The following is a 15,562-nucleotide window of genomic DNA, read 5'->3' on the forward strand; positions in this document are numbered from 1 at the left end:
ACAGTCCCTTGATTGCCCTTCTGCCAGAATTCCTACTAATTGTAATAATTTAAGACCGTAGTCGGTCGACCGGATTTTAAACTTAGGCAAGGAAGTGATTTATGAGTGATATCGCCCTTACCGTCAGTATGTTGGCGCTGGTCGCCGTATTGGGGTTATGGATTGGTAATTGGAAGATATACGGCGTTGGGCTGGGAATTGGTGGAGTGCTATTTGGCGGAATTATCGTCGGCCATTTTGCTCAAACCTATCAGGTCAGTCTAAACGGCGATATGCTGCATTTTATTCAGGAATTTGGCCTGATTTTATTCGTTTATACCATTGGGATTCAGGTTGGCCCTGGTTTCTTCTCTTCTTTGCGTGTATCTGGTCTACGTTTGAATGCCTTTGCCATCCTGATGGTGGTGATGGGCTGTCTGGTCACGGCGGTTATCCATAAGCTTTTCAATGTTCCCCTGCCAATTATTCTCGGTATTTTCTCCGGTGCAGTGACCAATACTCCAGCGCTGGGGGCGGCTCAGCAGGTACTGACCGACCTCGGTTCTTCACCGCAATTGGTTGGGCAAATGGGTATGGGTTATGCCATGGCATATCCATTTGGTATCTGTGGCATTTTGTTGGTGATGTGGCTGATCCGTCTGGGTTTCAAGATTAATATTGATCGGGAAGCCAAAGATTTTGATAACCGTAGTGGACAGAATCGCGAGCTGCTGCAAACCATGAACGTGGCGGTACGTAATCCCAATCTGGATGGATTGGCAATGCAGGATATTCCTCTGCTAAACAGTGATGACGTGGTGTGCTCACGGTTAAAACGCGGTGAGTTATTAATGGTGCCGCTGCCAACAACCCTGATTGAATTGGGTGATTATCTGCATTTAGTCGGTCAGCGGGAATGTCTGGAAAAAGTGCGTTTGGTGTTGGGAGAAGAGGTGGATGTCTCGCTCTCGACGACCGGAACGGTCTTGCAGTCGGCCAGAGTGGTGGTGACCAATGAGGCGGTATTGGGGAAAAAAATCCGCGATATCAATTTAAAGCAAAAATATGATGTAGCGATCACCCGATTAAATCGCGCCGGGATCGAGTTGGTTGCCAGCAATAATGCCAGTCTTCAGTTTGGCGATATTCTTAATTTGGTCGGACGTCCAGAATCAATCGAAGCGGTCGCGGCCGTGGTCGGTAATGCCCAGCAAAAATTGCAACAGGTACAGATGTTGCCGGTTTTTATTGGCGTAGGCTTAGGCGTCTTGCTGGGTTCGATTCCGTTATTTGTGCCTGGCTTCCCGGCCGCATTACGTTTGGGGCTGGCGGGTGGCCCACTGGTCATCGCGCTAATTCTGGGACGTATTGGTAGTATCGGTAAGCTGTATTGGTTTATGCCACCCAGCGCCAACCTTGCGCTACGAGAATTGGGTATCGTGCTGTTCCTGTCGGTTGTCGGGCTGAAATCCGGCGGCGATTTTATCAATACGTTGGTCTACGGCGATGGGCTGGCATGGATTGGTTATGGCGCGATGATTACTGCCATTCCATTGTTAACCGTCGGTATTTTGGCTCGAATTCTGACCAAGATGAACTATCTGACCCTGTGTGGAATGTTGGCTGGTTCCATGACCGATCCCCCAGCGCTGGCTTTTGCCAACGGGCTGCATCCCACCAGTGGCGCAGCGGCACTTTCTTATGCGACTGTTTATCCGTTGGCCATGTTTCTGAGAATTATGTCGCCGCAAATATTGGCGGTGCTGTTCTGGACGCTGTAGTAGTGCGTGCTTAGCGTGCTAAAAATAAAAAAGGACAACGGGAGATCTGTTGTCCTTTTCTCGAGAATAAACCGGCTAATAACCGCGTATGGCTCAGCTTTTAGCGGGCTTCCTGATAAGCTCGTTCGACTTCTTCTGCCAGAATAACTACACCTTTTTCGATTTGATCCGGTTCAGGTACGTAATTCATACGCATACATTGGTGAGTATGCGGCCAGTCATGTTCCAGACCAGGGAAGAAATAATGGCCTGGCACCATTAATACACCGCGTTTCTTTAGGCGCTGATACAGTAGTTCAGTGCTGATTGGCAGATCTTTAAACCATAACCATAGGAAAATAGCGCCTTCTGGTTTATGGATCAAACAGCGCTCGGCGGGAAGATAGCGCCGTAGTATTTCAATAGTTTGCTGTACCCGCTGTGCGTAAAATGGCCGAATGACTTCGTTGGATAAGCGCAGCAAATCACCGCGTTCAATCATTTCTGCCGCGATTGCTGGACCGATACTGCCAGGAGACAGGCTAATAATGCCATTCATATTGGTGATCGCTGAAATGACTTTCTCATCGGCGATTACAATGCCACAGCGAGTTCCTGGCAAGCCCAGTTTTGACAGACTCATGCATAGGATAATATTGGAGTTCCACAGTGGCGTGGCGTCACTGAAGATAATGCCCGGAAAGGGAACGCCATAGGCATTATCTATCAATAATGGTACTTCGTGCTGCTGAGCTAAGGCATCCAGTCGGATGAGCTCTTCATCCGTAATGACGTTGCCTGTTGGATTAGTCGGTCTGGAGACAGAGATCAGCCCGATATCTTCGGTAATATTAAGGTGATCAAAATCAACGTGGTATTTAAATTGTCCTTCTGGCAGCAACTCAATATTGGGTTTGGTCGAGACGAACAGCCCTTCATCCAAACCGGCATCGGCGTAGCCTAAATACTCGGGAGCGAGTGGGAATAATACTCGACGTAGGGAGCCATCAGCGTGGCGACCAGCGAATAAATTGAATAAGTAGAAAAACGCGCTTTGGCTGCCATTTGTCAGTGCAATATTCTGTGGTTCGACCTGCCAACCTAACTCATCACTCAGCATTTTAGCCAGTGCATTCAGCAGTAGATTTTTGCCCTGAGGACCATCGTAGTTACACAGTGCTTCGGTGAGTTGTCCTTTATCCAGCATCTCCTGACATAGCTGCCGGAAGTAGGCATCCATTTCAGGGATTTGTGCCGGATTACCCCCGCCAAGCATGATGGCACCTGGGGTACGTAATCCTTCATTCAGGTCGTCCATCAACCGTGTAATGCCCGCGTAACGGGTAAATTTTTCGCCAAAAAGAGTGAACTTCATAAATGCTGACTAATTGTTATTTGGAGGTAAAGAAGCACCATACAGCCAGATAATTACCGGTGCAACGTATCGTCAATTCTGCCTACTACGTGAAAACACCAGCAATAGGCAGAATATCAGGATAATACTTGGTATTGTTGTGCTTTATCTCTAGTCCAGGCGACTAGGACTTTATCGCCCTTATATTATCGGCTAAAAACATAATAATCAGTGGGTTGCTGCTATCGCGGACGAGGCGATTTTTACAGCGGACTGAGGGTGATTTCGACCCGGCGGTTTTGTGCTTTGCCTGCGGTAGTGCTATTGGTAGCAACCGGGTTATCCGGGCCAGCACCGATGGTACGGATACGGTTAGCGGCTACGCCTTGAGTAATCAAAGCACTGCCGACCGTCTCGGCACGCTGCTGAGATAAGATCATGTTATGGGCGCGGGCACCAGTGCTATCGGTATAGCCAGTCACATTCACCGCTGTTTTTTCATACTCTTTCAATACCATGGCTACACCGGTCAGGGTATTGGCACCCGCTGGTTTTAAATTGCTGCTATTGGTATCGAAAGTCACATTATTTGGCATATTCAGCACGATATTGTCGCCCTGACGGGTGACACTAACGCCAGTGCCGCGCATTTTGTCTCGCAGCTTGGCTTCCTGCACATCCATATAATAACCGGCTCCGCCACCCAGCGCTGCACCTGCGGCAGCACCAATTAATGCGCCTTTGCCGCGATCTTTCTTGGATGAAGACAAAACACCGATACCGGCACCGAGTACTGCGCCGATACCGGCACCATAGCCGGACTTCCCTGCCTGAGATTCGCCGGTATACGGGTTAGTCGTACAGGCCGAAAGAGCCAGCGTAGTGCAGAGAACTGCGGCAAGGGAAAGCGTACGTTTTTGCATGTCATTTCCTTAAATGTCGTTCGGGCAGATTTTCTAAAGCTTGTATCCACCATCAGTAATGTGTGCAGTCATTCCCTGCAATTTTTTGGGGATGAAGGCTAAGGGCATCGTTATCCGGTAAAACGTCGTGGAATACTATTGAGAAAACTCTGATAGTGTCGCCAAACATAGACGTTTGGCTGGTTTATCAGCGAATAAGGCACGGCAATGTGCAGAGTTGAGGGGGGCCGAGTCATAGCCCCACGGTGATAATAAAAATTAATCAGGATCACAGGTCATTGCGAGGTGGGGCTGTTGGTAATATGTCGGGCAAGAAGTTGAATCCTAGACGCGTTTTGACTTTGGCCGAAGGTTTCGAGATGACTTCGGTGATGATATTGATAACACCATCGGCTCGCATTTGTTCAATTAATGCATTGACGGCTGCGGAGCCTGCTCGTCTTATGGTTCCTTCTCTATTTGGGGTCAACACATAAGCCGGATCCGTTACCGTTGCCATAATGCTGGCAAACCTGATTTCATTATTAGTTTCATCAATAAGATCAAAATAAATATTGGCAGCACTCACGCTGACTACCTGATGGTTTAATCTCACCACGGCAATACGGTTGGTCATACCGTAAACTTTCAGGACATTTCTGATTATTTGATTTGCTATCTGCCCGGCATAGCGATTTGCCTCTATCTCACTGGATAATATGTCATATTTATTACAGTCACTTTTTCTTTCATGATAAATGTCACCCCAATCCGCTATCGATTCGAGTAGGTTGTATCTTTGCTGCCGCGTCTCCGCAATAGTGCCTCGGATAATTTCAATATCGAATCTGTCTTCAGATGTGACCCATTCACCATGATGTAAAATAAGCGGAGAAAATTCCTGTGGAACATAGGTGGAGAGTGTTAATTGATAGGTGCCTAATGGGAAGCGCTGAGCTTGTAGTGGTGTACTGATATCATTGGCGCTATCACTGCCACTGCCACTGCCACTTGTATCACTTTCTTTATTGCTACAGCTCAAATCATTGCTGAATATGGCATAGGCACCAGCGGGTGGATTGAGCTCTACGTAGCGAGCATAGTTTTGTGTGGCATAAGAAAAAGCACTGGTCACGCTATCAATCACATCAGATCTTCCCTGTTGTTCTGCTACGTTATTGATAGTTTGAATTAAACGATGGCCGGAACCAGGATTTTGGAGAAAAGCGTCCATAGCATCGTTATCATTATCGAGGGATTGTCGATCCAGAATGCCATTTAGCGTCTGGATCAGATATTCCGTTGACCAGGTACGTAAATTGGTTCCGAACAACAGAGTAAAATCCTCTAGCACGGCAGAGATCCAGGTGGCGCAAGAATATCTTACTTGGCGTGGGTAACGTCCGCTGATGACGTTTTTAATGGGGGTTTGGCAATAACGTGCAGCGGCGGGAAGCGTTAGAGACTGGTTATGTAGGTGAGGATCAATATGAGTCAGTATCAGAGCATTTTTATCTACTACCGGCTCTGGCGATGGCGGATTGATGGGTTTTACCGGTTTGGCTTCTCCTGCCAATATAACCATTTTTGACTGATCCTCGCCGGAGAAAAATGTTTTGATTTTTGTCCATGCGGATTCAACCTGAGTACAGTGGCCTTGAGTAATGACGTTATAGAGTGCTAATGGGCCAGAGGTCAAACAACCCAATATCCCAGCGACACCGCGTTTATTTCTGATATGACCACTTTGTTGTGTGGCCATCAGAAGGTTTTCCATCCTCAACGACCCGTCAGGGCTACCATTATAAATGACAATATCCGGCAAAAAACCGGCTTCCGGTTGAACGACTCGGCCTAAATCAATAATTGGCGAAAGATAGCGTGGTTGGACGCCGATGCTTTCCATATAATTCAAAAATAACTTTTCATTTTGGAAGTGAAAAAGAAAAGAAAGGCGGGTGGTTTCTTTTTGTAACTCGAACTCAAGGGTATTTATTACTCCACGGCCTGAAATCATGACGGTACGTTGAGTGATGGTAATATCCGTATTCTGTTCAAGATTAAGGGTAAACTCACTGCGTTCTGACACGGAAAAGCTCAAAAGAGCCTGCTGAATAGGCGGTTTGGTTTCTGCGGTATTGATGGTGAAGACTTCACTCAACGGTATCACTTTTTTGCTTGGTATTTCGCAATGTATTGAGCATTCAAGGGGCTTGATTCCTAACATCACTGGCTCTTGCCACTGCTCTCCTGGCTGTGAGCCAAGTAATGTGATTTCTTCTGGCTGATTAAATGAAAAACTTTCGGTGGATAGTTTTTCATCATTATCTAGTGTGTAGGTAGGGCCAATTTCATCAATGTTATTTGAGACAGACAAATATTGAGAGAAAACAATTTCAGGTATCGAAATAAATAAAATTAGCAGTAAAATTTTATTTTTCCTCTTCATTTTACCTCCTTTTTACTAAACACTTTATTTTTTCTTGAAGTGTGTTTTTATCTTTTGTATGTATATGGCTATATGATGTTTATCTTGTTCGTTACAATATCTTTTTTTAATTAATGGATTTCATTTAACATGGCTGAAGTGAATTTATCGATGTGTTTATTGTGAAATTTAGAACGCATCATATTTATAATGAAAATCAGGTTTATTTTTATTCACTCACGGTGAAAAAATCATTATTTCCCTTCATTGCCACAAAAACATTGGTCTTCATGAGTTAATAGGCTAAATAAAAATACCTATGGAGCGACGCCACCTGAGTAATGGTAGCGTCTGAACTATTTTAATAAACCTTCATCATGAAGGATCCTGAAATTGGAATCCCAGTTTATTTTTGACAATCGCTGAGGGTTGCGAAATGACATTAGATTTAAGTGTTTTTTTCCCTTTTTCTTTCAGATAACGGGCTAGTTCTCTTACTGCCGCCGTTCCTGCACCTCGAACGCTACCCTCTTCATGTGGTTTTAACACATATTGTGGGTGAGTTATAGAAAGACTAAGATAGCTATCTTCGCCATTATCATCATTTCTTGATGCTAATACACTGATTATTTTTCCCTTCAGTTTAACCACTACAAATTGATGGTCGTCAGTGTTGTCATGCAAAAGATCAGATAACATATGGCTGGTAACTCTGGCGGCATAAATGGTTCTATCTTTATCAGTTAAAGGTGATCTTGTTTTATCTGATTCATATTTGATCTGACTATAGAATTTAAACCAGTCGGTAACAACTTCGGCTATTTCTTCGGTTAAATTGGTCTCGATATGCCGATCTCCTCCAGGAATCACGGTCACCTCAAAATACAAACCTTCAGGCCGAACCCATTGATTATTGTCTCTAATCAGTGGTGTCGGCGGTTCTTGAGGATGAATATAATTCTCTAAAGGTAAAATATAACTGCCGAGTGGTAGATTTTGCGCGGCGCGAGGAGAGGCCAATGTCTCCTGATTTGCATTATGTATAAAATAACGTACGTAATTTAATTGTGCATAATCGAAAGCGTCCTGCATCATTGCTATTAATGGTTCGATACCCAGAGTGGAAATTGCCTGTTGAACACCTTCAACTAACCGATTCTCCGCCTCCTGATCAGAACCGGCATAGCCTGTAGTCCCGTGTTCATTAATCTGTTGTATAACATGGACTAAATGTGTGGTGGTCCAATCCATAATATTTTCACCAAAAAGCAACGTAAAATCTGCCAGCAAACTAGATAATCTGGACCCACAACGAATACCGGTCTGCCGTGGATAACGGGCAGATAGAATCTCCTCAATTGAGGTTTTACAGGCTTTTGCTACTGCGGGGAGAGTGAGTGCCTGGTGATGTAAGTGCATATTAAGACTGGCTAATTGCAGTATCGATGGGGTGGGATTATCTGCTGGTAAGTTGGGTGGCTGCTCTGGTGCAGGTAATGGCGTTACCGAATCAGTCAAAACCCATGTTTTTCCTTTCCCATCTGCCCGAGAAAACTCGTTTATACCGACCAGTTCATCAAGTTGGTTGCAGTGTCCTTGAATCACATAATTAAAAATTGCCAGCAGAGGGATGCCGAAACAGCCAGCAATACCTAAAGCCCCCCGTTTATCACGATGAGGATGTTTATTAATGGCTATTATCGCTCTATTCAGTATTAACGGATTGCTATTCTGGAGGGTGGGGTCTTCCCCCTCTCCGGGTATTCCATTGATGATATATAAGTTTGCTAAATCATCAGGTGATAATTTGGTATTAATCCAGAATGGGACATTGAGTCGCTCTGTTCCTTTAGCTTCAACGTATTGAAATTGCAAACTGTGGTCATTGAATTTCAAAAGAATAGATAAGTTATCTGTATTGTTATTTAATCTCATATTTATAGGTTTTTGGATTCCTGTACCATAAAAAAACAAATCTCTACCAACAACGATAATCTGCGGTCTGTTAATTGACTGCACGCTGAATCGACTATTTTCATTAAAATCAAAATTCAGTAGTATAATATTATTGATGTCTTCTGTTTTTTGATGGTGATTATTTATTATATCTCTTAATTCTAATTTCTTCTCTTCAATAATAACGCAGTTTAGCGTGCAAAGAACCGATGGTTCAAAGGTCTTTATGGAACTGATTTGGCCTGCCATACCGATTTTATCCAACCCTGCCAAGTTAACAGATTCTGTAAAACTATAATGAGGCGCATTAAATTTATCATTTTTATAAATTGTTACCTGCATGCCGTCAGGTATTTTTATTGAAGATAATTTATCATTTAGATTTTGGTTTTCAGTATTATAAAGGTCTATCATTTCTGGTGGATTTAGGCAAAAATGCTCGCCTTGAAAATGGTCTTCAGTGTAGAAGCAGATGGGGGCGACTGTTTTTCCTTTGGATTGCAATGGCTCTTTTATATCTATCATCGATATAAAATCATGTGGTCTAGCTCCGCAGGAATAGATAGATGTTAAAATATAGAGTAATAATAATGATTTATTATTCATAATGACTCCATTAATTTTATGTTTTTGGAACTCTGGTTCGTTATTGTGGCTATTCATTAAAAAATAAATGCAAGACTGACTTTAATAAAGGCAGGGTTGATGATAGCAAACCCGTAGTGCGTTTGTTTATACGGTGATCGTTTATCTTATTAATTCACTATCCTATTTTTTGATAAGACAATTCACATGAGTTTTTAGAATATATCTATTTCCATATCTCTTTGTTAATTATTTTATATAACTGAGGTGAGGTGTTTTTGTTTGTATACAAAACACCTATTGGTTGATTAGTTATTAATAAGCACGTGGTTTGGTTGTGTGTTGTTTAATTTTATTAATCTAATTAGAGATTAATTCTGTCGCTAATTATTTTTTTCAGAATATTGGTCATACAGCCATTGCATGGTGAGAATAACGTTTTGCGTTTCTTCATTATAGGTACGTTCTGTAACCGTAAAACCTTGTTTACGATAGAAGTGATAAGCCCGCTGATTCTTCTGGTAGACCTCCAAGGTGAGGGCGGGATACTGTGCCTGCGCATGCTGCATCAATGCCTGACCAATATTCTGGCCAAAGTAATTTTGCCTGACAAACAGTGCTCCAATGAGTTGCTCATTAAGAATACTGATGAATCCGTAGATATCATCTTGTCCCTGATAGATCCAGCTAATGGCTTGCGGTAGATAGGTATCCCGAACCAATGCCGCACTTTCGTGCCAGTAGGTTTCTGGCACAAAAGGGTGTGCTGCAATAGTGCTGGGAAGCCACAATTTCATCAGTGCATCCTGATCTTCTGGCTGAGCTTGGCGAATCATTTATCAATGTTATCCGGGTGACGGAAGCAATTGCACATATGATCGTTTACCAGCCCGGTAGCCTGCATAAAGGCATAACAGATTGTCGATCCAATAAATTTAAACCCTTTTTTCTTCAGCGCCTTGGACATCGTGTCTGAGAGCGGCGTTGTGGCTGGCGCTTCGGCCAGACTCCACCAATGATTGACTTTCGGTGTGCCATCGACAAAGCGCCAGATAAATTCCGAAAAATCTTCGCCGTTTGCTTCCATAGCCAGATAGGCCTGAGCGTTGGTAATAATTGCCTGAATTTTACCCCGATGGCGGATTATGCCGCTATCCAACACCAATTTTTCTACCTCTTCCGATCCCATCTTTGCCACACGCACCGGATCAAAGTTATGGAAACATTTGCGATAGTTTTCACGTTTTTTCAGCACAGTTATCCACGAAAGACCAGCTTGTTGCCCTTCTAGGCAAAGCATTTCGAATAATGCCCGGCTGTCAGTACATGGAACTCCCCATTCATTATCGTGATAAGCAAGATAAAGCGGATCCGAAGTGACCCAACCACAGCGCTGTAAAGCCATATTTTTCTCTCTTAATGGTTTATCCAGGCTGAAGATGATCGCTGTTCAGGCAACGATAAGCAACCGACACATTTTTCATTTTGTTGAAAACTTGATCAAGATAGAAAATGATTAATAATTGATCTCTTGAAAGAGAATAAACTTTTTTTCTGCAATAATAAATAATTTAATGGTGAATAATATGCTTTTAAAGAGAAAAGTTCTGATGTTGCCTCTGGCTGGGTTACTCAGTTTGGGATTGCTTTTCGAGGTGACTCCTGCTGCAAAGGCTTCTTCATTCAGTCAATCGCCACTTTTATCGTGTTCCTGTGGTGACGAGTGCCATCGATGTCATGAGTTTTTGTCTCCGGTGGCGAAGAATAATCCAACAACAGTGTTTGCCATGCCAGGCCCCATTATCTGGAAGTGCTGGTTAGGTTGTCCATTACGTTGAATAAAATTCAGGAGGATAGCTCAACCAAAAATAAGGGTATTGCCTGAGTTATTTATATGATTATTTGGATTTTTTCCACCAGGGGAATCCTTTTTACTAGGTAGTATATATTTTTTGTACTAATCGATAATTATGCATTTATTAGTCATCTATATGTTTTTATTGGGTTATTTTCTTGACTGTTAGCCGTATCGGTCAATAATTATACAGCCATAAGCATGAAATACTGCTTTTGGTTCTCCTTTAAATACTTTATAGGATAATTAATATGATGAATAATATAAAACACTTCCGTAAGTCACTTATCACGGGTGCTGCTTTTGCTTTGCTGCTCAGTGCAGGGCAGGCAATGGCCACTGATGCGACCACGATGTTACCGACCACAGACGTAGTACCAGCGGATTCTTCTGCGCCAGCGGTTACCAGCTGCCTGAGTTCGACGAATATGCTGGATTTAACCTGCGTTCTTAATGCCATGATGCAGAGTATGACCCCCACTCCTCCGGTAACCACCGCAACTCCACCAACGGCATAGGATCAGGTCAGCATGTAAAATTTTGAGTGCTGACTGCACGAGGTTAACCGCTCAAAATTTTACCTAAATAAGGTCGCTGAACAGGCCTTGTCAGCAAACAAGATGAGGTAAGTTCAGCTTTATTTTACATATTCCGCCGTGGGCTATTCCTGCCACGGCGCGTGATTCACTGCCATTGTCTGGCTAATTAATCAACAAATTCACCTTCATTCGCTTATCTTGCCGGATTCTGGCTGTATATCTTACGGTCAACGGGTATACTGATTCATTCAATTTTATCCACTTGTATCGCGTGCGAATCCAACATGCAAAAGTTTGATACCAAGACCTTTCAGGGCCTGATCCTGACGTTACAGGACTATTGGGCGCGCCAAGGCTGCACCATTGTTCAACCACTGGACATGGAAGTCGGCGCGGGTACCTCTCACCCAATGACCTGCCTGCGGGCGCTTGGCCCAGAGCCAATCGCTGCTGCTTATGTACAGCCTTCCCGTCGTCCAACCGATGGTCGTTACGGCGAAAACCCTAACCGTCTGCAACATTATTACCAGTTCCAGGTCATTATTAAGCCTTCTCCAGATAATATTCAGGAGCTGTACTTAGGCTCGCTGAAAGAGCTGGGTTTGGATCCGACCATTCACGATATCCGCTTCGTTGAAGATAACTGGGAAAACCCGACATTGGGTGCCTGGGGGCTCGGCTGGGAAGTGTGGTTGAACGGTATGGAAGTAACCCAGTTTACCTACTTCCAGCAAGTCGGTGGTCTGGAGTGCAAACCGGTTACTGGCGAAATCACTTATGGCTTGGAGCGTCTGGCGATGTATATCCAGGGCGTAGACAGCGTATATGATTTGGTGTGGTGTGATGGTCCACTGGGTAAAACTACCTATGGCGATATTTATCATCAAAATGAAGTTGAGCAATCAACTTATAACTTTGAATACGCCGATGTTGATTTCCTGTTCTCCTGCTTCGAGCAGTATGAGAAAGAAGCCCAGTCACTTTTAGCGCTGGAAAATCCGTTGCCATTGCCCGCTTATGAGCGAATTTTGAAAGCAGGTCACACCTTTAACCTGCTGGACGCGCGTAAAGCCATCTCGGTGACCGAGCGTCAACGCTATATTCTGCGCATTCGTACGCTGACCAAAGCGGTCGCCGAGGCCTATTATGCCTCCCGCGAGGCATTGGGTTTCCCTATGTGCAAAAAGAATCAGAACTAAGAGGCTGTCATGACTCAACAGACTTTCCTGGTGGAAATCGGCACGGAAGAGTTGCCACCAAAGGCTCTTCGTTCCCTGGCGGAATCTTTTGCCGCTAATATTACCGCAGAGCTGGATAGCGCGAATTTATCTCATGGTGACGTGAGCTGGTTTGCTGCTCCTCGTCGTTTAGCGGTAAAAGTGGCCAATTTGAGCGCTGCTCAAGCTGACCGTGAAGTTGAAAAACGCGGCCCTGCCATTTCTCAGGCTTTTGACGCTGAAGGCAAGCCAACCAAGGCTGCTGAAGGTTGGGCGCGCGGTTGTGGTATCACCGTGGATCAGGCTGAACGTCTGGCTACGGATAAAGGCGAATGGTTGTTGTACCGTGCTCATATCATTGGCCAATCCGCGCAGCTATTATTAGCGGGTATGGTGAGTACGGCTCTCAGTAAGCTGCCGATTCCTAAATTGATGCGTTGGGGCGATAAAGAAACCCAATTTGTTCGTCCGGTTCATACTGTGACCATGCTGTTGGGTAGTGAACTGATCCCCGGCACCGTCTTAGGGATTCATTCTAATCGTGTGATTCGCGGCCATCGCTTTATGGGCGAAGCCGAATTCACTATCGATAGTGCCGAACAATACCCGCAAATTCTGCTGGAGCGCGGCAAAGTTATTGCTGACTATGAATTGCGTAAATCTATCATTAAACGTGATGCTGAGTTGGCGGCGCAGAAAATTGGCGGTGTTGCTGATCTGAGCGAAAGTTTACTGGAAGAAGTGGCTTCACTGGTCGAATGGCCGGTGGTACTGACGGCGAAGTTTGAAGAGAAGTTTCTCGCAGTTCCGGCGGAAGCGCTGGTTTACACCATGAAAGGGGATCAGAAGTACTTCCCGGTGTACGATGCTGCGGGCAACCTGATGCCTAACTTCATCTTTGTTGCCAACATTGAATCTAAAGATCCTCAACAGATTATTTCTGGTAACGAGAAGGTGGTTCGCCCACGTTTGGCTGATGCCGAATTCTTCTTTAAAACCGATCGCAAACAACGTCTGGAAGATAATTTACCGCGTCTGGAAACGGTGCTGTTCCAACAGCAATTGGGTACTCTGCGCGATAAAACTGATCGTATCCAAGCGCTGGCGGGTTGGGTTGCCGAGCAAATTGGTGCCGATGTCAATCACGCAACCCGCGCCGGTTTGCTGTCTAAATGCGACCTGATGACCAATATGGTGTTCGAATTTACCGACACCCAGGGCGTGATGGGAATGCACTATGCTCGTCATGATGGCGAAGCTGAAGATGTTGCCGTGGCGTTGAACGAGCAATACCAACCGCGCTTTGCCGGTGACAATTTGCCATCCAATCCAGTTGCCTGCGCATTGGCGATTGCCGATAAGATGGACACATTGGCGGGTATCTTTGGTATTGGTCAGCATCCGAAAGGCGATAAAGATCCGTTCGCATTACGCCGTGCATCACTGGGCGTATTACGCATTATCGTCGAGAAAAATCTGCCGTTGGATCTGCAAACCCTGACCGAAGAAGCCGTGCGCCTGTATGGCAGCAAGCTGACCAACGGCAAGGTTGTTGATGAAGTGGTCGAGTTTATGCTGGGTCGTTTCCGTGCTTGGTATCAGGAAGAAGGCCACAGCGTGGATACGATTCAGGCTGTTCTGGCTCGTCGTCCGACCAAACCGGCTGATTTTGATGCGCGGGTTAAAGCTGTCAGTCACTTCCGTACTCTGGATGCGGCTGCCGCTCTGGCTGCAGCGAATAAGCGAGTGTCGAATATTCTGGCGAAATCCACGGATACTTTAAATGATCGCGTCAATGCTGCCGTCCTGAAAGACTCTGCCGAGTTGCAATTGGCTACGCACCTGGTCGTGCTGCGTGACCAGCTGACACCGCTGTTTGCTGAAGGTCGGTATCAGGAAGCGTTGGTTGAACTGGCAACGCTGCGTGAAAACGTCGACGCCTTCTTCGATAACGTCATGGTGATGGCTGAAGACGATGCTGTGCGGATTAACCGACTGACATTATTGAGTAAATTACGTGAACTGTTCTTGCAAGTAGCAGATATTTCTCTGTTGCAGTAATCCAGTTTTCGGCCAAGGCAAAGGGGGATAAATTACCCCTTTGCACTATTCTTATTGATTCAGGGATGTGTAATAAGAACGGACACTTGTGAAAATAAACGTTTATTACAGGAGTAATTCCCTATGGCTTTTGCACTGAATACGCATCGGTATTCGCGTTGGTTAACGTCAATTTTGGCGCTGTTTATGGTGTTTCAGCTCACAGCATGTGGCGATAAAGAGCCAGAGCAACGCAAGGCTTTCATCGATTATCTGCAAAATACCGTGATGCGTAGTGGGATGAAACTGCCAACGCTGAGCGAAGATCAGAAACAGAAATTCGGCCCATATGCTAGTGATTATGCGATTTTGGTGACATTTTCGCAGCAGTTGAACCAATCTATCGATGCTGGGTTCACGCCTGCGATGACGCAGATTAACGAAATTCGGGTCGCGCAGGATTATCTGAGCAAACGTCCCGTATTGCAGCAGGCAGCGGGTACGCTCAATTTATTGACCCAACAGATTCAGACTGCCAAACATCAAGCTGATACCGCGCAGGCGGCATTGAAGCAGCCGGATGATCTGAAAGTGGTTTACAATCAGGTTTATGACAAGCGGGTAACGCAGCCTTCGGCGGTATTGATTCCTGCAATTCCAACCTTGGCTTCTTTTGTACAAGATTTGGTTCAGGTCGGCGATTTCCTGCAACAGCAAGGGACTCAGGTGACCTTCAATGACGGTGGTGTACAGTTTCCGACTCAGCAACAAGCGGTTCAGTACAATACTATGATGACCAATCTGGTCGCGAAATACCCGGCGATGGCTTCCGCGAAGAAAAGTGTTCAGGCTGCCATTCAGTAATCACTTCTTTTACTGTCAGGGCATCGTAATGATGGCCTGACAGACATCTCAAACCTCCTTTCGTAGTATGCCTATTCCCCCAG

11 protein-coding genes are annotated in these 15,562 nt (G+C 45.0%); 5 read left to right on the forward strand and 6 right to left on the reverse strand.

Going from position 1 to position 15,562, the window contains the following annotated elements; all coding sequences use genetic code 11:
* Nucleotides 1-101 precede the first annotated feature (101 nt).
* Nucleotides 102-1,760 carry a putative transporter gene (locus DJ39_RS00440; RefSeq protein WP_004718260.1) on the forward strand — a complete coding sequence of 553 codons (1,659 nt, stop codon included), beginning with the start codon at nt 102-104 and terminating at the stop codon, nt 1,758-1,760.
* A 100-nt stretch (nt 1,761-1,860) separates the two neighbouring features.
* Here DJ39_RS00440 and DJ39_RS00445 read toward each other — a convergent pair whose 3' ends face one another.
* The 6 genes from DJ39_RS00445 to DJ39_RS00470 all read right to left on the reverse strand — a co-directional run bounded on the left by DJ39_RS00445 (nt 1,861) and on the right by DJ39_RS00470 (nt 10,369).
* Entirely contained in the window at nt 1,861-3,114 is a 1,254-nt protein-coding gene (locus DJ39_RS00445; RefSeq protein ID WP_004718262.1) for a valine--pyruvate transaminase, read from the reverse strand.
* Between the two features lie 242 nt (nt 3,115-3,356).
* A complete protein-coding gene (locus tag DJ39_RS00450) occupies nt 3,357-4,016 on the reverse strand; it encodes an OmpA family lipoprotein (protein ID WP_004718264.1) in 660 nt (219 codons plus the stop codon).
* Nucleotides 4,017-4,284: 268 nt separating this feature from the next.
* Nucleotides 4,285-6,444, reverse strand: a complete 2,160-nt coding sequence (locus tag DJ39_RS00455) for a class I SAM-dependent methyltransferase (protein ID WP_004718266.1) — start codon at nt 6,442-6,444, stop codon at nt 4,285-4,287.
* Nucleotides 6,445-6,798: 354 nt separating this feature from the next.
* The gene (locus DJ39_RS00460; RefSeq protein WP_038251070.1) at nt 6,799-8,985 is read right to left on the reverse strand and encodes a GNAT family protein; all 2,187 of its coding nucleotides are present in this window, start codon (nt 8,983-8,985) and stop codon (nt 6,799-6,801) included.
* A gap of 362 nt (nt 8,986-9,347) precedes the next feature.
* Complete coding sequence (locus DJ39_RS00465; RefSeq protein WP_038242168.1) at nt 9,348-9,800, reverse strand: N-acetyltransferase; 453 nt, start codon at nt 9,798-9,800, stop codon at nt 9,348-9,350.
* On the reverse strand, nt 9,797-10,369 hold the full coding sequence (locus DJ39_RS00470; protein WP_004718273.1) for a DNA-3-methyladenine glycosylase I: 573 nt from the start codon (nt 10,367-10,369) through the stop codon (nt 9,797-9,799). The genes DJ39_RS00465 and DJ39_RS00470 overlap by 4 nt, the downstream gene beginning before the upstream one ends.
* A 701-nt stretch (nt 10,370-11,070) precedes the next feature.
* Between DJ39_RS00470 and DJ39_RS00475 the strand changes: the two genes are divergently transcribed.
* The 4 genes from DJ39_RS00475 (at nt 11,071) to DJ39_RS00490 (ending at nt 15,479) form a co-directional block, all read left to right on the forward strand.
* Nucleotides 11,071-11,337 carry a hypothetical protein gene (locus DJ39_RS00475; protein ID WP_004718276.1) on the forward strand — a complete coding sequence of 89 codons (267 nt, stop codon included), beginning with the start codon at nt 11,071-11,073 and terminating at the stop codon, nt 11,335-11,337.
* Between the two features lie 305 nt (nt 11,338-11,642).
* Nucleotides 11,643-12,557 (forward strand): glycine--tRNA ligase subunit alpha, encoded by a 915-nt coding sequence (glyQ, locus tag DJ39_RS00480; RefSeq protein ID WP_004718277.1) that lies wholly within the window; start codon nt 11,643-11,645, stop codon nt 12,555-12,557.
* Between the two features lie 9 nt (nt 12,558-12,566).
* Entirely contained in the window at nt 12,567-14,636 is a 2,070-nt protein-coding gene (gene glyS / locus DJ39_RS00485; protein ID WP_004718280.1) for a glycine--tRNA ligase subunit beta, read from the forward strand.
* 123 nt (nt 14,637-14,759) lie between these two features.
* Entirely contained in the window at nt 14,760-15,479 is a 720-nt protein-coding gene (locus tag DJ39_RS00490) for a DUF3053 domain-containing protein (RefSeq protein ID WP_004718281.1), read from the forward strand.
* Nucleotides 15,480-15,562 lie beyond the last annotated feature (83 nt).

The organism is Yersinia ruckeri ATCC 29473, assembly GCF_000754815.1.
Classification (GTDB): Bacteria; Pseudomonadota; Gammaproteobacteria; order Enterobacterales; family Enterobacteriaceae; genus Yersinia; species Yersinia ruckeri.